Source organism: Psychromonas sp. CD1, assembly GCF_002239585.1.
In the GTDB taxonomy this organism is placed as follows: Bacteria; Pseudomonadota; Gammaproteobacteria; order Enterobacterales; family Psychromonadaceae; genus Psychromonas.
In genome coordinates, this window is the sequence record NZ_NDFH01000001.1 from 15,374 (window position 1) to 34,532 (window position 19,159).

Below are 19,159 nucleotides of genomic sequence, written 5' to 3' on the forward strand. Positions count from 1 at the left end.
GGCTATAAAAACACGTAATTGAAGTTTTTTCTATGGTTTTTTTCTGTTTTATTTATCTTATTTAAGGTGGCAATACATTGAAATTATACTGAGTTTCTTAAGTTCTATTTTTATTTTGCCACATCTTGAGAAAGGTGTTTGTGTTATTGTATTACTCTTTTTATTGACGAGTAGCGTTTATGTCTATGGATATGCAATTTTTAGCGGGGAAAAAAATATTATTGGGTATTTCAGGTGGTATTGCCGCCTATAAGTGCGCGGAACTGACGCGTCGTTTGAGAGATCATGGTGCGGATATTCGTGTGGTAATGACAAAATCGGCGCAAGAGTTTATTACGCCGTTAACGATGCAAGCTGTTTCTGGGCATATAGTTGCCTCATCATTACTCGATCCGCAAGCAGAAGCGGGTATGGGACATATCGAGTTAGGGAAATGGGCGGACATGATATTACTTGCGCCTGCAACGGCTAATTTAATCGCTCGATTGCACGGTGGTTTTGCCGATGAATTGCTCACCACTTTGTGCTTAGCATCGACTGCTCCTATTGTTATCGCACCCGCTATGAATATGCAAATGTATTTAGCATCCGCTACTCAATATAATTTGAAACGTTTAGAAAAACGCCATTTTTTTATATGGGGGCCCGGTTACGGTATCCAAGCTTGTGGCGATGTAGGTCCTGGACGGATGCTTGAAACAGATGATTTAGTACAACGAACTATTGATTTTTTCACACCTAAAGAAACTGTATTCGAAGGGGTAAATATCACGATCACAGCTGGTCCAACTCAAGAGGCTTTAGATCCTGTACGTTATATTAGTAATCATAGTTCAGGGAAGATGGGATTTGCGTTGGCGACTATTGCAGAGCAGTGGGGGGCAAATGTCACGTTGATAAGTGGACCCACGGCCTTGCCCACACCTAAAAATGTACATCGAGAAAAAGTTGTTAGTGCATTGCAAATGCTTAAAGCAAGTATTAACACCATTAATAATTGTGATATTTTCATTGGTTGTGCTGCTGTTGCCGATTATCGTGCTCAAGATATTTGTCAGCAAAAAATAAAAAAAACATCCCAAAGTGAAGACTTGATACTTCGTTTAGTGAAAAATCCTGATATTATTGCAAGCGTAGCTAATCATCCCAACCGACCTTATTGTGTCGGCTTTGCCGCAGAAACAGAATCCTTAGAACAGTACGCCCGAGGTAAATTAAAAAGTAAAAAATTAGATTTAATTGCTGCCAATGATGTGGCAAAAGAAGGGCAAGGATTCAATAGTGAAAAAAATGCTCTGACTGTATTTTCTAACAGACAAAGATTTGATATAAAACTTGCAGATAAAAAAGAAGTTGCTCGACAACTCCTCAAAATCATTAGCGAGCAATACCAGAAAAAATTAACGCGAGATACAAAAAATAATGAAACAGATCCAACTTAAAATACTTGATCCCCGTATTGGTCATGAGTTTCCTTTTCCTGAGCATGCAACGTCAGGCTCTGCAGGCATGGATTTATGTGCCTGTATTAATGAGCCGTTAGTGCTTGCACCAGGAGAGACACAATTGATTGCAACTGGTATTGCCATTCACATTGCCGATCCCACCTTAGCCGCGACGATTTTACCGCGTTCAGGGCTGGGTCATAAGCACGGTATTGTTCTGGGAAATTTAGTTGGATTAATTGATTCAGATTATCAAGGACCTTTAATGGTTTCTTGTTGGAATCGTAGCCAAAAAGAATTCACTCTTTTACCTGGCGAGCGACTAGCACAATTAGTTTTTTTGCCGATAGTGCAAGTCGCATTTGAAGTGGTCGAAAACTTTACTCGTTCCGATCGTGGTGAAGGTGGTTTCGGGCATACAGGTAAGTTATAACAGAGGGAATTGCTGGACATGGTTACAAAAACATTGAAAAAAAAGATAAATCGTAAAGAGGATATTCTACGCGCGCTTGCAGAAATGTTGGAAGGTAAACCTGGGCAACGAATTACAACCGCAAAACTGGCAAAACAAGTGGGTGTTTCTGAGGCGGCTTTATACCGTCATTTTCCTAGTAAAGCGAGAATGTTTGAGGGCTTAATAGATTTTATAGAATCAACTATTTTTACTCAAATTAATATTATTAAAGAGCAACAAAAGCAGACTTTTACACGAATTGAGCACATTTTGTATTTTTTATTAGGATTTGCAGAGCAAAATCCTGGAATTAGTCGATTATTAACAGGAGATGCATTGCAAGGAGAGAATGAACGACTACAAGCACGTATTGAACATATTTTTTTGAAGTTGGAATCACAAATAAAGCAAATATTAAGAGAAAAACCAATGTTAGATGGTACAAAACTGCAGATGGATGAAACAGTGCTAGCTAATTTACTACTCGCGTATGTGGAAGGGCGCATGAGTCAATTTGTGCGCAGTCAATTTAAACAGAAACCGACTCAAAATTTCAAAGTTCAGTGGTTGTTTTTTTATAATCAATTAAAACAAAGCTAATGAAGGAGATATTATGTCAGAGGGAAAAATTACATCAGAAGTGATGAATACAACAAAAGATGTTGTAAGTGATCAAATTTCAAATGGAATGAATTTAGTGGGCAAAAGTTTTGATTGGGTTAATAACAACCAAAGCTTGTTTATTGAATATGGACTGAATATTATTGCAGCAATCTTAACGATTGTGATTGGTCTTATTGTTGCGCGGATGATTTCTGGTGCAATAAATAAAGTATTGATCAAGCGGAAATTAGATATTACGGTTGTTGATTTTGTTTCTCATCTGGCAAAATATGTCATTGTCGCTTTTGTTTTAATCGCGGCGTTAAGTCGTATTGGCGTTCAAACAACATCCTTTATTGCAATTATTGGTGCAGCTGGTTTAGCTATTGGTTTAGCGTTACAGGGATCACTTTCAAATTTTGCATCAGGTGTGCTTATTATTATCTTGCGCCCATTTAAAGCGGGTGAGTACATTGATGCTGCCGGTGTTTCAGGCAGTGTTGAATCAGTACAAATTTTTGCAACAACACTAATTACGCCGGACAATAAATTTGTAGTTGTACCAAACTCTGCCATCTTAAGCGGAAGCATTATTAATTATTCCCGTAAAGCAACCCGCCGTATCGACATCACGATTGGTGTTAGTTATAAAGCTGATCTTGCTAAAACCAAAGCGATATTAGAAGCGGTACTTAAGGATAATGAATTAATATTAAAATCGCCACAGGCTCTTGTTGCTGTGTCTGAATTGGCGGCATCTAGTGTGAATTTTGTCGTACGCCCATGGGTTAAAAGTAGCGATTATTGGGGGGTTCATTTTGCATTAATGGAAGCAATTAAAAATGCATTAGATGAAGCTGGTATCGGTATTCCATATCCTCAAATGGATGTACATATGAACAAATTAGATGAATAGTGTTGTATGGTGATGACCAAATGTAGATAAAAAGCCCCTTGTCTTTTTTGGATGTGGGGCTTTTTTGTTAGAGTCGGGTACGATAATTAACGGCAATGCAGTACCGCACCTCAATGTTATGATATTAAATTTATTTTTTGCTGTTAAACATCAAAGAATGTTCATGATGGGAACGATGTTTAAATTATCAGTGAATAAATGTTTTTCTACTTTAAACGTGCAATTAAAACCAGAAGGTGATCTGAATCGGCTATAGTTTTTCTAAGTTAAATCCGATAAGCTGATATATATCCCCCAGCTAGCTCAAGGCTAACAACCCGTTAAACTAAGAGTAAATTTGGAATAACCCCACAGGTTGATTGGAATGAATAAGAAAATACAACAGATAACTAAATTAAAGAAGATCAGAGTATTAGTTGGCTCTAAAAACCCGGTAAAAGTAAACGCAGCCAAAATCGCCATTTGCCAACTCTTTCCCGATATTGATATCGAATGTGTTGGTATGCACGCACCATCATGCGTATCAGACCAACCCATGACAGATGCTGAAACCCGCAAAGGCGCCATAAATCGCGTTAAATATTGTCGAAATTTTTCCGCTACGGTGGCGCTACAATCTGATGGTGAGTCAGTTGCCGAACTCTTTATCGCTATGGAGGGTGGCGTCGATAATTTTGAATATGGGCCAGCTACGTTTGCCTATACGGTGATAGCCACTCATAATCAACTATCTGTTGGGCGTAGTGCTCAACTCCCCATATCTCAATCTATCTATAAGTCACTGGTTGCAGGTGAAGAACTAGGAAATGTGATGGATAAACTATTCAATACTAAAAACATAAAGCAAAAAGGTGGGGCAATTGGTCTATTGACCCAAGGACATGCCAGCAGAGAAAGTGTCTATACTCAGGCATTAATTTTAACCATGGCCCCCATGTTAAATCCTGAGCTTTATCTCGATTAAAACGCATTCTGTAATGTTATAATTTTAGCGGTCCGCTTTGGATGATTGTGAGCGAAGATAACCGTACTCGCATTGAGTTTAAGGACTGCTTTTAGGATTTCTCGCGGATAAATATGGGCACTATCGAGAGTGCCGTGGAATATCTCCTTGTATTCAATTAGCTGATGCCGGCTATTTATACCCGTCATCATTCAAGATGAAAAATTGAATGTCTGAAAGTTGTCATTAATCCTACTCGTTAAAGTATGTCCAATTTGGGGCAATGTATCATCAAAAAAATTATCAATGCTCTGTCGAAATTCTTTAGCCGTTGCGAAATACTTGTTATTTCTTGCATGCTCATTCATCACCTTCCACAACCGTTCTATTGGGTTTAAGTTGGGACTGTAAGGCGGTAAATAATGCAGTATAATTCCGAACTCTTTCGCTTGAATTTTGACGACATCACTACGATGATACCCTGCACCATCAAGTATTAAATGGATTGCTTTATCTGTTACATATTGCTCTTTTATCAACTTAAAAAAATCAATAATCGATTCACCGTTTACGGTGGCATATTGTTTTGTTATCGCGTCTTGTAAATGACCTAACCTGATTGCACCAACAATATTCAATCGAGTTCGACTACCCGTTGTTTCTATCGGTTTATCTACCCCAGTTCGTATCCAGCCACAACTTACTTTAGTTGCCTGCGTTGGGTGTGTGGCATCCATAAAAAGTATGGGTTCATCGCTTGCTACGTGCGCTTTTAGCTCATTATATTGTTCAACAAAAGTATCTTGCTTATCTTGGTCATATTTGTGTGGGACGCCTTTAAATTGTTTGTAGCTAAACCCATTGCGATGAAGCCATTTTTGCAAACCAGGAATGGAATACTCTACGTCAAAAGTGTCTTTTATATATTCTCGAATATCATGCATATGAAAGTAAGTAATCTCACTCAAATTTTCAATGACCAATTCGGTTTGTGCATCATTGAGGTAACTATCTGAACCACCATTTTCTGATGTGGTTTTCTGGTGCGATGCATAATCATTCAGATGGCGAATAATGCTTGTTTGGTGCTTTCGTAAAGCCTGAGAGATCATCATTGTTGACCAACCTTCATCTGACAATAGAATCGCTTTAATTCGGTCACACTCTCGTTTATCACTGCATTTTTTATGGCGTGATTCTAAGGCTGATTTTTCTTGGTAGGTCAGAGATATTTGCATTTTCTTAGTTTGATCCTTCTAAAATAAATTTCAACATTTTTATTCAAATGAAAAGCATTTTCAAAGATCACGGGTATATATGTGGATAGGCCTGGCTGGCGAGCAAGGTAAGCGCGTAGTTTTGTTTGATTATGCGCCGACACGAGCAGGCACTGTGCCGACTTCATTACTGGATGACTTTAGTGGTTATCTTGTCACTGATGATTATGGTGAATATTGTTTATTAATAAATTTATGTCATAAGTATATATTTTACTTATGCTGAATTATTTAGTACCGAAATCAGATGTTTTTAAATATTGAGAAGTTAAGTATTATACGTAAAGCACTTATCAATTCTAACTTAGACTAAAAATAGAGGGAGATGCGTGTGAAACTTAAACAGCTTCATTATCTCAAAGCAATTTTAAATCATGATTTAAATATATCATCAGCATCAAAAAGTCTTTTTGCTACGCAGCCAGGAGTCAGTAAACAAATTGCTTTGCTGGAAGAAGAACTTGGCGTAAAATTTTTTGAACGCAAAGGAAAAAATTTAAATTCAGTGACAGATATTGGTCAGAAATTGCTGGATGAAGCTTTTAAAATACTTGAACTTGAAGAAAAAATGTATTCCATTGTTCGTGATCATCTTAACCCGCAATCGGGTTGTTTAAATATTTATACTACAAATACTATTGCGCGATTTTTATTGCCAAAAACAGTGAATTATTTTATTAATAAATACCCTGAAATATCGTTACATGTAGGCGCTGCGCACCCAGATGAAAATGGCGCTATTATAAAGAAAGGACATTCTGATTTTTCAATTGTGGCGCAAAAAGTTGAACGCGATAGAGAATTGATTGTTTTACCTGCTTATAAATGGTCTTTAAGCTTAATATTGCCCATTGGTCACCCGTTATGTAAGGAATCAGAAATTAATTTAGAAAAAATCAGTCAATATCCTTTAATTAGTTATGAAGTGGGCTCTACCGGAAGGATCGTACAAGATACCGCATTTTCTGCGCGGGGGCTCAAGCCCAACTATATCATGACAATGATGGATGTAGATGTGATAAAAAAATATGTCGGGATGAATATTGGTATCGGTATCGTAGCATCGATTGCAGCGCTGAACATTTGTGATAAAAATATTATGAGTATTTCTCTTAATGGTGTTTTTTCGCATTGTGATGCGTGGATATGTTATAGCAGAAATGTTTTCTTGCAAAAACATATGTATGATTTTATTGAGAGTTTTTCGCCACACCTGACGAAAACGGTGTTACAGGAAATTGCACACTCTAGTTATGATGAAATTTTTTTATTATCTAAAGAATTCAAATTGCCAATTTATTAATAGGATTGGTCATGGCGCTCTTACCTTACAAGAGTGAACTGTGAATAGGCATCTTTAAACTTTCATTGATTTTTTGTGCTGAGTTATAAAAAAATAGGCTCCGTTTTAAGCGAGCCTTTTAATTATTTAACTTAAAATGGTTGTCTGTTTGATTTTTGCATTTCGTTTGGGAAAAACAAAAAATGCGATAATGGGAGAAATAATCATTAACGTAAAGACGTAAGTAAAGCCCATGCTAAATCCTCCTGTTTTATCAATTGACCATGCTATTATTTGGCTACTTATCGTTGCACCAATAAAGGTACAAAACCAAAACGCTGACATAGCATACGTAATAGTAATATTTGTTGCATTTTTTATTAACTCTTTAGGAATTGAAAAAATGAATGCAAACCAAGTGGCAAAAATAAAACCAGTAAGAAAGGAGCACAGTAATATTAGTATGTCATTTGTTGCAAAGAGCATGATAAAAGTAGTGAACGCCATTACAATACTGCTACCAAATAACCAAGATTTATAATGATAATCTTTTTGTTTACACAGAGGGCCTATAATAGCGCCTAATAGGATCCCAACCTGATTGAACGTACCACTGAAATGTGCGTAGGAATCTGCGGGAAGGTGTGCATATTTTGCATAATATAGAGGCAAAAAAGTGAACATAAATATGATCATCACCATTGCACCCATATATTGAACAATCATACCCCAGACGTAGCGGTTTGAAATCGCTAGCTTTATTTCATCAAATTTCTGCTGTTGAGTGAGTGTTTTTCTTTGATTGGCATTGGAAATCAAATTTTCTTTAAAGAAAATGAACCATAATACCCCAAGAGCTAATGTAATTGCTCCATAAGAAGCTAATAAATTTTTCCATCCTCCTAATAATGTTGATAGATAGCCAGCTAGAGTTAGAGCAAAGATGGTACCTATAATGTTAGAAGTGCAATTAAAACTATTTAATGTTGAAGCTGTCTTTTTATCAAAGAAAATGGCGATAGTTGGAACGAGTGAGACTAAACAAATGGCACCACCAAGCCCCCCAAAAAAGCGAATGACAAGCAACAGCGTGAAATTGTTTATAAATGGAATTAGCGTAGAGCAACCAATAAGTAAACAGCCTAATAAATAAGATTTACGTGCTCCTATTTTGGCGGTTAATATGGCGGTACAAACTGAGCCTACAATTTTAGCCCAGAGAATGACGTTAGTCATTAGCGCAGCATGTGCAACATTAACATTAAAATCAGTCATAATTTGTGGCATGATTGAACCGGTAGTTGCCCACGCAGCCCCAAAAATCATGTATACAGAGTAAAGTATAAATTCAATTATCCATTTATTCATGATTATAACTCACTGTACTTAATGAAACTATTTCCAATAACATCTCCGATGCCATGCGTAAAGAATCACAGGGTAAAAACTCTTTAGTCGAATGGAAGTTATGGGCGCCCGTGAATATATTTACCGTAGTAAGTCCTTTTGGTGTAATGACGCTACCATCATAGCCACCTCGCATAATGAGAGGTTTTTTTATAATACCTAAATTGTTCATTGCATGTTCTACATAACGTAAAATTTCTGGTTGTTTATCAAGGCCTGTTTTCACATTGCTATAAGTATCAGATTGTTCAATAATCACACGTTCTTTGTTGTATTTTTTATTGATGGAAGTAGTGATGCTTTCTAGCAGATCTTTACGCTCTTTGTATTTTTTTTCATCAAAATCTCTAATGGCAATCTCAAGTTTTGCGCTCGCGGTGTCTCCTGTCAATTTATGAGGCCAAAAATAGCCTTGGCGATTTTCAGTGTGCTCAGGCCGCTCCTTCTCTGGCAGTTGATTTATGAAATCATTGGCCATAGTAAGTGCGTTAATTAATTTATCTTTTGCGGACATTGGATGTGCGGTAACGCCGGTAAAGCTTATTTTAGCATCGCCTGCATACCAGTTTTCAATGACATATTCGCCGATTTCACAGCAATCAAGGCAGATACCAAAATCAGCATTAAGTGCTTCAACATCTAGCGCTTTCGCTCCTCTAATACCTATTTCTTCATCTGGTAATAAGATTAGTTTGATTGCACCATGTTTAAATTCAGGATGTACAAGCATGTATTTTATCGCTTCAACGGAGGCTGCAATCGCTGCTTTATCATCGGCACCAAGTAAACTTGTACCATCGGTAATGATGATGTCTTGGCCTATGTAGTTAAGTAGTTCGGGGGTATCAACAATGCTTAATATTTCTGTATTTTCTTTAAAGTTGATATTGTGACCTTGATAATTTTTGATCACTTGAGCATGTGTATCTTGTCTATGATCAGGAGCCGTATCTAGATGAGCAAAAAAAACGATAGATGGTAAACTTTCTGCATTCGCGTCTAGACTAATAATGGTTATGGCATTTTCCTGAATGTCAATATCCGTACAGCCTGCTATTTTTAAATCATTTGCAACGAGTTGGGCTAGTTTGTATTGATTGTCTGAACTTGGAAGGTGTGTTGCACTTGCTATAGAGGTTGTATTTATTTTTGTGTAACGAAGGAATGTATTAGTAATTTGTGGAGTTTTAATGCGTATCATAATGATTTAGCTCTCTTTTATAAAAAACTAGAATAGCTAAATTCCGATAGAATAAATAAGATATTAATCACACGGTTAGAATAGATATAGTTATATTTCAATATAAAAAGACAATATTTTTCATGACGTGCACAAGGTATAAAATATTTTTGGATAGATAAGAACCGGGGGTAAATGGATTAAAGGCTTCTTAGTGCGCAGAGCTAACAAGGAAGCTTTTAATCAGAGAGTGGTCATTGCGGGATGTTGATTTTTTATAATTCACATGCCTCGAAAATCGATTGATATTGCGTAACGATAATGAGTTTACTCCAAACCAGGCAAAAATTTGTTATTTTTTCTTTCTCTATTTTTATCAAGATCGTCATCATCAGGTAGAGGTTGACCGGTATAAGCATGTAAAAAAGCTTCACAAAGTAATTCACTGTTTGTTGCATGGCGTAGATTATTAATTTGTCTGCGAGTACGCTCATCTGTTAAAATTTGTAATACTTTGGTGGGGATAGACACAGTAATTTTTTTAACTTGCTCACTTTTTTTTCCGTGCTCAGCATATGGGCTGATATATTCACCGTTCCAGTCTTTAGACATGAAAATATCCTATTCATTTAATCGATAATTTTATAAGGGTATGTTAACGGTTGTTGTGAATGATGGCAAATAGACTTCTAGAAGTCTGTTGTGATTCACGCGCTTGTTTTTGCGAGTACGCCTTTAAATGGACGTAATGAGAGTCCTGTTTGTGCTTCTAATTGAATGTCATAAAATTGTGGTAAGTTAAAGTTGATGGCATTGTTCATTTTATCTTTTTGTATTTTGTTTGATGCATAGAAATGATTGACGCTTTTGACTAAGTCGTTTTTATTTCCTGAAAAATGTTGAAAAGTTTCTATTTCGTTATCAACATTAGCAATATAAACGTTAAAACCACGATCATGATTTTCAAAAAAGAATTGTATTAAGCCTTCACTTAGGTGTGACTCAATCATTTCTACAGTTTGTGAAAAATGTGTATTTTTTAAATTAAGAGTACTAGTGGAAACTTTTCTTTTAGATATATGGCTATAGATATCAACGGTGCTTTCTAGGTGTTGTAACGAAACACCGGTTCTTTCAAAGTAAAAACCAAATTTTTTACCGGCTGTCCATAATGTTTGCAAAGAACGTTGGGTTGATGAAGTTAAGCGTAACTGTATAAATTCGTTTAATTTATTTAAAAAAGTTTCACATAATTGTTTTTTAAAGTGCCGACTGTAACTGAAGATTTCTATTTTTTCTGGGGGAGTTGCATCTTGATGCATTTTCCCGAGTAATGTGTTTAATGCTTCAACGACCGAATAGTTACCATTAAAGTTTAGCGTTCTTACTTCATTCCAAGAGTTTCGATAGATAAGATCGATACTACCAATTAAACACTCATTATAAATGCCATAAGAAAGAACATTACCAATCTCATCATTTTCGCTTTCTGGTGTGTTTTGCCAATGTCGAGTGGGATCTTTTTCTAAATTTAAAAAAATGGTTAAGTGTTTTATTTCACAAGGTTGAGTTAATGCTTTATTGGTCGCTTTGGGAGAACAAAGAGGGAAAACAGAATATAAATCATCAATAAATTGGTTGAGTTTTGCATCGATAAGGTCTGAGCCTTGATTATATAAATGTAATTTAGTTTCTTTTTTATATAAACCATTTAAATGGCACCAAGCGATTAATTTAGATAAATATGGGCTATGCATTAAAAGAGGAGTATTGATTAAACAGTAATTGTCGAGTGAACAGTTGTATAGGTACCAACCCACGGCATTCTTACTTTTTCTATTTTCGGGAACCTGAATAAAGCTGAGATCTGGTTCGCATAAGTCATGCTTTCCACTGGTATTAATCAGATCTATTTTTCCCGGCAGGGTTTCGTGGGCAGCATAAAGCTTACGGGATAATATACCGAGATCTTCAGCGCTAATCGATTCAGATATTTTATTGTGCCGGGCAAAGATGAGTAATTTTTGATAACTTATTCTCAGAGCATCGAGTAAAACATTTTTGGCTTTTTCTACGGCGCACACTTTCCAATTAAGGTGGTTATCTAAATCGATGATCTGGTTTTTATCCCATTGCCATTGATTGATTAATCTATTTAATATAGTACGTCGCCATGCGGTGTTCTTGTTCTTACAAGGTTGGGATAAATGTTCTTCTGTTTTAATATAAAAACACGCTCTTACGACGTCTAAACGTTTTAAATCTTTTATTTTAACGAGATATGAGGTGACCTTTTCTAACATTAGGCAATAAGGATCTAATTTTTCATCATAATGAGCTTGGTTTTGAAAGCATCTTTTATAAGAAAGGGCAACCAGCTCAGTATGTGGATATTCCCATGAGTAAGCTTCCATTAGAATAGCTTTTAAGACTGCTTTATAAGGTGTATCAATCCCTTTATAAAGTTGCCAAAGTGTTGCGCCAAAATATTCTTCAGCAGGAATGCGATAGAAGCCACCTAAATCTAACCAATCGCACTCATCTAACTCTTTGTTTTTATAAAGATTACTTACGTACTCGTTATAATTTTGTTCGTGATCAATCGGGATGAGAGGCCATAAAATTCGTTTGCCCGCGACGCGTAGCGCCGTGCGGTAAAATTCATCAAGTAGTAACATGTGTTGTGCAGAGCCACAAGAATCATTATTCATTCCTGCATTATTCTTGATACGGAATTTATTGTCAGGGATTAAAAAAAAGTTTAATTCAACATTAAATGTATCTGCCCAATTACTGATTAAGGTAGTTTTTTCTTTTAAGAATTGAATACGTTTAGCGTCAGTTTTATGTGGATAACATATCCATATATCAAAATCACTTTGTGAGCATTGACCAATGGATGATGTGCTACCCATGGCATATAAGCCGAGAAGATCACATTCTGGATGTGTATTGTCGAGTTGTTCTACATTCAAAAATTGAGCTATAAGTTGAGTTTGCTGCTGTGTTGCTTGAAATTGACAAATCCCAGCGGGCACGTTTTCATTAATATAACCAGGTAAATCAGATTGGTTATAATGTAGCAAGAGAGGAAAAATTTGAAATATCTTACGCTCATCATCGGTCATTAAAACTTGTGCAGATTGAATCCGTAAGCGATTAAATTGATCGGCTTTATCACGTAATCTTTTAATTTCAGGATTCAATCATTGACCTATTACAGTTGTATAAAGTGTGAGCACTATAACACTATTCACAATGGCAGGTAAATAGTGTAACAATGCGAGAGGCAATCGGTTATCAAATTTTTTTTAGTATGAAAATAACCGGTCATTATATGTGCAATAATGTGCTTAGATATCAATCTTCTAGAGAATAAGGAAGTGCTGTGAGATATAATGTAGAGCCTTCAATTTCTTTTATTTGAAAAACGTCATTTTCTTGGAGATCTTTAGGTAAGACAGCTAATATTTCAATGTGTGCATCTCCATATTGGCAAGCTGCAATCACACTACCAACGCGTTTCCATTGATTATTTAATAGAAGTTGAACGCTATCTCCAGGTTTAGGGGCGCAATGTGCATGACCAGTTAAAATGAATAAGCTTCGTTTGTTTACGCCTCTATATTTAGCCCTAGCAATTGTTTCTTGACCAATATAGCAACCTTTAGTAAAACTAATGCACCCAAGTGCTTGTAAATTTAACATTTGCGGAATAAAATTTGAGCTCGTCGTATCATCAATGAAGCCTATGCCTGCCGCAATATTCATTGCATTCCACAAGCTATCTTCAGAATACGTTGCTGTCTTTTTTAACAGCTGTAATAGTGGGCAAGCTTGTTCTTTTTTGAGTATTAATAAGTAACGTAGGGATGGATATGGTTGTTTACTGATATGTATACCGTTACTCAGTAATAATCCAGATTGTGGAATATTTTCAGATGTTAATTCTTGGTTAATAAATTCTCCGGCTTTTATTCCCATTAATGTAATAGCTTGATATTGTGTTTCTATCGATATTTTCACTTTTGAAAATGTTGCGTATTTTTTTAATGCAAACAGCTGTTTTTCGGTGACAGAGCTAGGTTGTAGAAAAAGAACTCTATCCTCTAATAAAATCAGGTGAAACAGGCTACACACTTTACCTTGTGGCGTACATTGTGCGGCTAATGTTTGCTCTCCTACTTTTAAATGTGTTATATCGCAGGTTAATTGTCCTTGTAGAAAAGAGATCCTGTCCTCTCCTTGTATACTGATAATATCCCAGTTATCCAAAGGACATACAACAAAATCGGCTAACTGACTAATATTGTTTAATTGGTTAAGTTTAAGCATTTGTGCCTCATATAATGTAATTATATCTTTTTATAATGGTATCGCTCACAAGGTGATTTGTCAGTACTTGTTGTTAATAAATTTTTGTTGCTATTATGTGAGTCTGTTTTATTTAAAAGGCCAGAATAATGAAGGAAGAAATCAATAAATCACGTTTATTATGGGCATGTCGTCGAGGTATGTTAGAGCTAGATGTTTTATTTATGCCATTTGTTACGGATGCTTTTGATGATCTGCAATATTCCCAAAAATTGACGTTTCAACGCTTATTAACTCATGAAGATCCTGATCTTTTTGCGTGGTTTATGGGCAATAAAAAATGTATCGATACTGATCTTGCTACAATGATCCATCTTATCCTCAAACGTGTTAAAGCATAATATAAAGATACAGCCTTCTTTTTATGCGGGTTGTGTTGTTTTTAGTCTTTATTTTTTTATTATATTGTCGCTTCTTTATATATTTGTTTGTGTTTATGGGCGGTAAAGGCGACGAGAAAAGTTGCTCAATGTCATTATCAAGTGCAAATAAGCGAGGCGGGTGATTTACAAATAAAAAATGAAAAAGGGAAAATTAGAAAGGGGAAAATAAAAACGTCGTCTTATTATAATCGTTTTTTCTTTCTTTACATTTACAGCAGAATGATACTTTGTTACAAAAAAAATCCGATTATTCAATATTGATTTATCGGGATGCACTAAGTGATCCCGAATATCATTTATTGGCTCGGTTGATTAATACCGAAAGACAAATTTAACCTTTAGTATGATCACTTTTCTAATGGCGTTAAAATTGTGGGTTTAGGATCACTTAATAAATTAGGGTGATCTAAGTTGTAATGTAGGCCACGACTTTCTTTACGTGCTGAAGCACTACGGATGATTAAATCAGCAACGAGTACTAAATTTCTTAATTCAAGTAAATTATTACCGACTTTAAAGTTAGAATAATACTCATCAATTTCTCGTTGTAACATTTCTATGCGATGTTTCGCTCGCTCTAAGCGTTTGTCTGTGCGTACGATACCGACATAATCCCACATAAATAAACGCAGTTCATGCCAGTTATGTTGGATAACAACTTCTTCATCGGAGTTGGTGACTTGACTCTCATCCCAAATGGGAATGTTTATTTTTTTATGTTGATTGTAAAAGGATAAATGATTAATTATATCTTTTGCACAAGCGTGGGCGTAAACAATACATTCAAGAAGCGAGTTGGATGCAAGACGATTTGCCCCATGTAAACCAGTATAAGTGACTTCACCGATTGCATATAATCCATCGACATCTGTTTTTCCATTGTGGTCGATCATCACCCCGCCACAAGTGTAATGTGCTGCCGGAACAATTGGAATCGGTTGCTGAGAGATATCAATCCCTAGCGCTAAACAACGCTCATAAATCGTTGGAAAATGTTTAAGAATAAAATCTTTGGATTTGTGGCTGATATCAAGATACATACAATCGGCGCCAAGACGTTTCATTTCATAATCAATGGCTCGAGCAACAATATCCCGTGGAGCAAGTTCAGCACGCTTATCGAAATCTGGCATAAATCTTGTCCCATCGGGACGTAGTAATAAGGCACCTTCACCGCGTAATGCTTCGGTAAGTAAAAAGTTTCGAGCATCTACGTGAAATAAACAAGTAGGATGAAACTGATTAAACTCCATATTTGCAACTCGGCACCCACTACGCCATGCTAATGCGATACCATCTCCGCTAGAGACATCAGGATTACTGGTGTATTGATAAACTTTACTGGCTCCGCCTGTTGCTAGTGTGACAAAGTTTGCTTGGATAGTTTCAACGCATTCTAGATTTCGGTTCCAAACATAAGCGCCTAGGACTCTGTTCGAGGGTAATTTTAATTTTCGGCTGGTAATTAAATCAATGACATTATAACCTTCCATTAAGGTTATGTTTTTGTTTTTTTTCACTGCACTTAATAATGTGCTCTCTACTTCTTTACCTGTTGCATCCGCACTGTGTAATATTCTTCGATGAGAGTGGCCACCTTCTTTAGTCAGATGATACTTTTGTTTACCCTCGTTATCGGTTTCAGTATCAAATTTTATTCCGGTATCGATAAGCCATTCAATACTTTCTTTGGCGTTGCTGAGCGTGAAGCGCACAGCTTCTTCATCACATAAACCAGCTCCCGCAATTAAAGTATCATTGACGTGGTAATCTACTTTATCGGTATCAGAAAAAACAGTCGCAATACCGCCTTGAGCATAATAGGTAGAGCCTTCTGAGAGTTTACCTTTGCTTAAAACGGTCACTTTTGCGTGTTTGGCTAATTTTAATGCAAGTGATAATCCTGCCGCACCTGCTCCAATAATAAGGACATCACAATGATGTAGTTGATCTCTTTTGAGTTTACTTTTACTCATGACTCTATATGCTCCCATAAAAGAAAATGATAATAGGTAGTTTATCTAAAAACTTATTTATTTTAAATGTTTTGGAACTTTCTTTTGCAATTAAAGTCATAATAGTGAATGCCAAATTAGGCTCACATCACAAATAGGTAGAGAAACTCGATGAGTGAGCGAGATTTAGATCTGCAGTTAATCCATCGTATTCAACGAGGAGAGCAAATAGCTTTTACGTTGTTGGTGAGGAAGTATCAAAATAGGATCGCAAATATTTTAACGCGTTATATTCGAAATAGTGGGGATATCCCAGATGTAGCACAAGAAGTATTTATCAAAGTATATAAAGCATTGCCAGGATTTCGGGGGGAAAGTGCATTTTATACTTGGTTGTATAGGATAACCGTTAATACGGCAAAAAATTATTTATCGAGTCAAAGTCGTCGTCCTCCTACATCTGATATTGATGCGCTCGATGCAGATCATTATGATGGTTCTGATGCATTGCGTGATATTGGCTCTCCGGAAGCGCTATTACGCTCTGAAGAGATAAAGAATGTGGCATTAAATGCGATTGCACAGCTACCTGCGGAATTAAAAGCCGCTATTACGTTACGGGAACTCGAAGGAATGAGTTATGACACCATAGCAAAAATTGAAAATTGTCCTATCGGAACGGTTCGTTCGCGTATTTTTAGAGCGAGAGAAGCGATAGATAAACAATTAAAACCTTTATTAGAAGCTTAGTTGGAATGATCATGAATGAACATAATGAACAGCTATCTGCATTAATAGATAATGAGCTAGATAATACACAAATAATGGATGCTTTAGTGCAAAGTGTAGAGCAACAAGACACTTTTTCTCGTTATCATTTGATAGGAGATATTATGCGCGAAGAGGCACCTAATATCTTACTTGATATTGATTTCAGTGCTTTTGTTTTAGCGCAGATAGAGAAAGACAATCAAACGTTAGAGGTACCGGTTGATTTCATCAAAATGAAAAAGAATAATATTCTTAGTTTCACAAAACGCTTTGGACAATATGCTATTGCAGCTTCGGTTGCCGGTGTTGTTGTATTAACAAGTGTTATGATGTCACAGCCAAATGGTAGTAATACTCATGATGGATTAGAGGTTTTAAGTACTATTCCTTTAGGGGGTGCAGCAAGCCCGGTGAGTTTGAGGACAGATACTCAAGAATCACCAGTATTAACGAAAGAACAAAAGAAACGAACAGAAGCATTATTAAAAGATCATCAATTGCAGATACAAATACAACCTTAACGCTGGCAAGGTTAGATAATGAACAAATTTAGTCGTAGGTTTTTTACTCTATTAGTTCTCTTTTTTTTTATAGCGCCAGTATTTGCGGTAAATACTCTTGCTTTAGGTAATTCGCTCGATGCAGTTTCTAAGGAAAAAACGGCAATAGTATATCTACAGAAGATGCAAAAAGCTTACACTGAAAAAAATTATGAGATTTTATATGTCACGAGTTTACAAAGTGAAGTTGAACCTATGCAGCTTTTGCATGGTGTTATAGATGGAGAGGGTTTAACCTATATTCGGTACCTAAATGGCGCGATTCGCGAATCGTTACAGTCAAGTTCGCAGATAAGTTATTTTGAGCAAGGTAATCAACCTTATACATTAGCAACAAACGTTGATCGAAGTGTTTTTGCTAAGATCACTCATTTTAATTATAAAGCTGGCTTAAATAGCTATTCTTACGTGGTGGTAGGTAAAGGAAGAATAGCGGGCAAAAGAGCGCTTGTTATTCATCTCATTAGCAAAGATCCGTACAGTTATAGTTATATGATTTGGTTAGATTTGAAAAGTTCATTGCCTTTACGTCTAGATACCATCACTAACCGTAATTTGCTTATAGAGCGCGAAGAGGTTGTTTCATTGTTTGTGACGGAGGATGTGAATCCTTGGTTAATGAAAATAAGTCAAAAGCGCCTACCACAACTTGTACATATAAATAAAACAAAAAGCAAATCATTATGGAAATTAAATTGGTTACCTCCTGGCTTTAAAATAATTAAAAGTGATCAGCATAAGTTAGATTCGAATGATAATAAATCAGTGTCATACTTGATGTTAAGTAATGGTATTGTACGAGTTTCCGTTTACATTTCAGCAATTAAATCGGCAACGGGAAAAGAAAAAATCATTCAACATGGTTCCACACTCATTTATACCCTAAAACAAGGGCGACGAGAGGTAACTATTATTGGTGAAATTCCAATACAAAATGCACAGCGTATTGTCCAATCTATTAGTAGAGAGAAACCATGGCACAAGAAACCGGTATAATCATCGCCATTAAAGAAATTGATTGTCAAAAAGTGGCGATTGTCGAATGTGTCTCGAAGTCTGCTTGTGGATCTTGTCACCAGCAGAATATTTGTGGAGTAGGCGTGGTGGCGAAAGCTTTTTCTGATAAAAAAAATAATTTTACAGTGAATTATGAAGATGGTATGCAATTAAACACTAAGGTGGATTTGCAAATAAGTAACTCCGATCTTTTTAAAACTGCTTCTTTTGTTTATCTCTTGCCTCTTATATTTTTAATCGCTAGTGCATTGTTAGCCCAATATTTTTTAAACTTAGATGAAGGTATCACTATTTTAATCTCCTTGTCTTCTATGGGTGTCGGTTTTGTTTTTATGCATGTAAGTAATCGATACTTTTTCCCTAAAAAGCAATATATAAAAGTGCTTAAGTACACTTCTGCGCAATAACCACACATATTGTTCGCTAATTGCACGGTTAGTTTTTTATTTTTAAATATAGCGAATAAACGCTTGCCAATGTGATTTAGATCCCTATAATGCGACCCCACAGACACAGGATGTAACGCGAGTTACCGCGGTGTTTGTAGAGATAACGGATTGTTAATTAACTTAATAAAACGTTGACAAGTCTC

The 19,159-nt window shown here is 36.1% G+C and carries 19 protein-coding genes and 1 pseudogene; 12 read left to right on the forward strand and 8 right to left on the reverse strand.

Annotation, left to right across the window (positions count from 1 at the left end; genetic code table 11):
• Positions 1 to 179: 179 nt before the first annotated feature.
• From coaBC to yjjX, 5 genes are all read left to right on the forward strand, one after another.
• Entirely contained in the window at positions 180 to 1,442 is a 1,263-nt protein-coding gene (gene coaBC / locus B8W84_RS00080; protein ID WP_257797865.1) for a bifunctional phosphopantothenoylcysteine decarboxylase/phosphopantothenate--cysteine ligase CoaBC, read from the forward strand.
• Complete coding sequence (gene dut / locus B8W84_RS00085; protein WP_094751309.1) at positions 1,423 to 1,878, forward strand: dUTP diphosphatase; 456 nt, start codon at positions 1,423 to 1,425, stop codon at positions 1,876 to 1,878. Before coaBC ends, dut begins: the two co-directional genes overlap by 20 nt.
• A gap of 18 nt (positions 1,879 to 1,896) precedes the next feature.
• Positions 1,897 to 2,499 carry a nucleoid occlusion factor SlmA gene (gene slmA / locus B8W84_RS00090; protein WP_094751310.1) on the forward strand — a complete coding sequence of 201 codons (603 nt, stop codon included), beginning with the start codon at positions 1,897 to 1,899 and terminating at the stop codon, positions 2,497 to 2,499.
• Between the two features lie 97 nt (positions 2,500 to 2,596).
• Positions 2,597 to 3,418: a small-conductance mechanosensitive channel MscS gene (gene mscS, locus B8W84_RS00095; protein WP_374220137.1), complete on the forward strand. Its 822-nt coding sequence runs from the start codon at positions 2,597 to 2,599 to the stop codon at positions 3,416 to 3,418.
• A gap of 364 nt (positions 3,419 to 3,782) precedes the next feature.
• The gene (gene yjjX, locus B8W84_RS00100) at positions 3,783 to 4,382 is read left to right on the forward strand and encodes an inosine/xanthosine triphosphatase (RefSeq protein WP_094751312.1); all 600 of its coding nucleotides are present in this window, start codon (positions 3,783 to 3,785) and stop codon (positions 4,380 to 4,382) included.
• Here the strand turns inward: yjjX and B8W84_RS00105 are convergent.
• Positions 4,379 to 4,573 (reverse strand): JAB domain-containing protein, encoded by a 195-nt coding sequence (locus B8W84_RS00105; RefSeq protein WP_094751313.1) that lies wholly within the window; start codon positions 4,571 to 4,573, stop codon positions 4,379 to 4,381. The two genes, yjjX and B8W84_RS00105, sit on opposite strands and share 4 nt — an antisense overlap.
• Positions 4,574 to 5,599, reverse strand: coding sequence for an IS630 family transposase (locus B8W84_RS00110; protein WP_094751314.1), 1,026 nt, complete (start codon positions 5,597 to 5,599; stop codon positions 4,574 to 4,576).
• A gap of 73 nt (positions 5,600 to 5,672) precedes the next feature.
• Between B8W84_RS00110 and B8W84_RS00115 the strand changes: the two are divergent.
• Together B8W84_RS00115 and B8W84_RS00120 are read left to right on the forward strand one after the other, a co-directional pair.
• Positions 5,673 to 5,864, forward strand: a pseudogene (locus B8W84_RS00115) (IS66 family transposase); the annotation flags it as partial.
• A 99-nt stretch (positions 5,865 to 5,963) separates the two neighbouring features.
• A complete protein-coding gene (locus tag B8W84_RS00120) occupies positions 5,964 to 6,941 on the forward strand; it encodes a LysR substrate-binding domain-containing protein (protein ID WP_257797866.1) in 978 nt (325 codons plus the stop codon).
• A 126-nt stretch (positions 6,942 to 7,067) separates the two neighbouring features.
• Here the strand turns inward: B8W84_RS00120 and B8W84_RS00125 are convergent, their stop codons facing one another.
• The 5 genes from B8W84_RS00125 to ygfZ form a co-directional block, all read right to left on the reverse strand.
• Positions 7,068 to 8,288: an MFS transporter gene (locus B8W84_RS00125; RefSeq protein ID WP_094751316.1), complete on the reverse strand. Its 1,221-nt coding sequence runs from the start codon at positions 8,286 to 8,288 to the stop codon at positions 7,068 to 7,070.
• Positions 8,281 to 9,528 carry a peptidase T gene (gene pepT / locus B8W84_RS00130; RefSeq protein ID WP_094751317.1) on the reverse strand — a complete coding sequence of 416 codons (1,248 nt, stop codon included), beginning with the start codon at positions 9,526 to 9,528 and terminating at the stop codon, positions 8,281 to 8,283. The genes B8W84_RS00125 and pepT overlap by 8 nt, the downstream gene beginning before the upstream one ends.
• A 306-nt stretch (positions 9,529 to 9,834) precedes the next feature.
• Positions 9,835 to 10,119, reverse strand: coding sequence for a met regulon transcriptional regulator MetJ (gene metJ / locus B8W84_RS00135; RefSeq protein WP_094751318.1), 285 nt, complete (start codon positions 10,117 to 10,119; stop codon positions 9,835 to 9,837).
• Between the two features lie 95 nt (positions 10,120 to 10,214).
• Positions 10,215 to 12,713 carry a class I adenylate cyclase gene (locus B8W84_RS00140; RefSeq protein ID WP_094751319.1) on the reverse strand — a complete coding sequence of 833 codons (2,499 nt, stop codon included), beginning with the start codon at positions 12,711 to 12,713 and terminating at the stop codon, positions 10,215 to 10,217.
• A gap of 154 nt (positions 12,714 to 12,867) precedes the next feature.
• Positions 12,868 to 13,842 carry a tRNA-modifying protein YgfZ gene (ygfZ, locus tag B8W84_RS00145; RefSeq protein ID WP_094751320.1) on the reverse strand — a complete coding sequence of 325 codons (975 nt, stop codon included), beginning with the start codon at positions 13,840 to 13,842 and terminating at the stop codon, positions 12,868 to 12,870.
• Positions 13,843 to 13,970: 128 nt separating this feature from the next.
• Between ygfZ and B8W84_RS00150 the strand changes: the two genes are divergently transcribed.
• Positions 13,971 to 14,222 (forward strand): FAD assembly factor SdhE, encoded by a 252-nt coding sequence (locus tag B8W84_RS00150; protein ID WP_094751321.1) that lies wholly within the window; start codon positions 13,971 to 13,973, stop codon positions 14,220 to 14,222.
• A gap of 389 nt (positions 14,223 to 14,611) precedes the next feature.
• Here the strand turns inward: B8W84_RS00150 and nadB are convergent, their stop codons facing one another.
• Positions 14,612 to 16,240: an L-aspartate oxidase gene (gene nadB, locus B8W84_RS00155; protein ID WP_094751322.1), complete on the reverse strand. Its 1,629-nt coding sequence runs from the start codon at positions 16,238 to 16,240 to the stop codon at positions 14,612 to 14,614.
• Between the two features lie 150 nt (positions 16,241 to 16,390).
• Between nadB and rpoE the strand changes: the two genes are divergently transcribed.
• Genes rpoE through B8W84_RS00175 form a run of 4 tightly spaced genes read left to right on the forward strand, consistent with a single transcriptional unit; the run spans position 16,391 to position 18,974 of the window.
• Positions 16,391 to 16,969, forward strand: coding sequence for an RNA polymerase sigma factor RpoE (rpoE, locus tag B8W84_RS00160; RefSeq protein ID WP_094751323.1), 579 nt, complete (start codon positions 16,391 to 16,393; stop codon positions 16,967 to 16,969).
• A gap of 11 nt (positions 16,970 to 16,980) precedes the next feature.
• Complete coding sequence (locus B8W84_RS00165; RefSeq protein ID WP_094751324.1) at positions 16,981 to 17,511, forward strand: sigma-E factor negative regulatory protein; 531 nt, start codon at positions 16,981 to 16,983, stop codon at positions 17,509 to 17,511.
• An 18-nt stretch (positions 17,512 to 17,529) separates the two neighbouring features.
• Entirely contained in the window at positions 17,530 to 18,546 is a 1,017-nt protein-coding gene (locus B8W84_RS00170; RefSeq protein ID WP_094751325.1) for a MucB/RseB C-terminal domain-containing protein, read from the forward strand.
• A complete protein-coding gene (locus B8W84_RS00175) occupies positions 18,525 to 18,974 on the forward strand; it encodes a SoxR reducing system RseC family protein (RefSeq protein WP_094751326.1) in 450 nt (149 codons plus the stop codon). The genes B8W84_RS00170 and B8W84_RS00175 overlap by 22 nt, the downstream gene beginning before the upstream one ends.
• Positions 18,975 to 19,159 lie beyond the last annotated feature (185 nt).